The sequence below is a fragment of the Mycobacterium sp. E2327 genome, from assembly GCF_001672675.1.
Classification (GTDB): domain Bacteria; phylum Actinomycetota; class Actinomycetes; order Mycobacteriales; family Mycobacteriaceae; genus Mycobacterium.
Map to the genome: position 1 here is coordinate 1 of NZ_LZKE01000032.1, position 617 is coordinate 617.

General features: G+C 68.2%; 1 protein-coding gene. It reads right to left on the minus strand.

Features of this window, described 5'->3' with window-relative positions:
• A partial coding sequence (locus tag A5712_RS04420; protein WP_197519291.1) for a glycosyltransferase occupies positions 1–617 on the minus strand: 617 nt, incomplete at both ends.

A 617-nucleotide genomic window follows, 5' to 3' on the forward strand; every position in this document is an offset into this window, starting at 1 on the left:
CTGGGGGTGAAAACAGACCGTCGACCGGACCATCAGGCGATACCAAAAATCCAAGTCGACGAGTTGGTAGATGTCGTTGCGCAGGCCCCCGACGTCGAGTGCCAGCCGGCGCCGGAACATCACGCAGGTCGGTTCGCCCACCCAGTTGTCCCTCAGGCCGCCCAGCGCCGCCTGCCGCACCAACTCGCGCCCGTCATTGCGTTCCCGGAGGTTCCGGAAATGCGTGTACATCTTGCCGTATCGGCGCTGCCACCGCTCGTCGTCGCCCACCACCTGCCGGGGCGCGAACGCGAGCCCGACGGCCGGGTCCTCGAAGCGTTCCGCGAGGGTAGCCAGGGCGCCGGGCAGCAGCCAGTCGTCGCCGTGCACGAACTGAACGCACGTGCCGCGCGCCAGCTCCAGGCACTTGTTGTGGTTGCCGCTGAGCCCGAGGCGCGGTTCATTCTTGACCAGCCGGTCCCCCGGCCGCAGCATCGCGGCGGCAACGGCGGCGCCGTCGTCCGACGAGTCGTCGTCGACGACGATGATCTCGAAGTCGACGCCGTCCTGGTCCAGGATGCTGCGCAGGCAGCGCTCGATCGTGGCCGCGTTGTTGTACGTCGGCACGCAGACCGAGA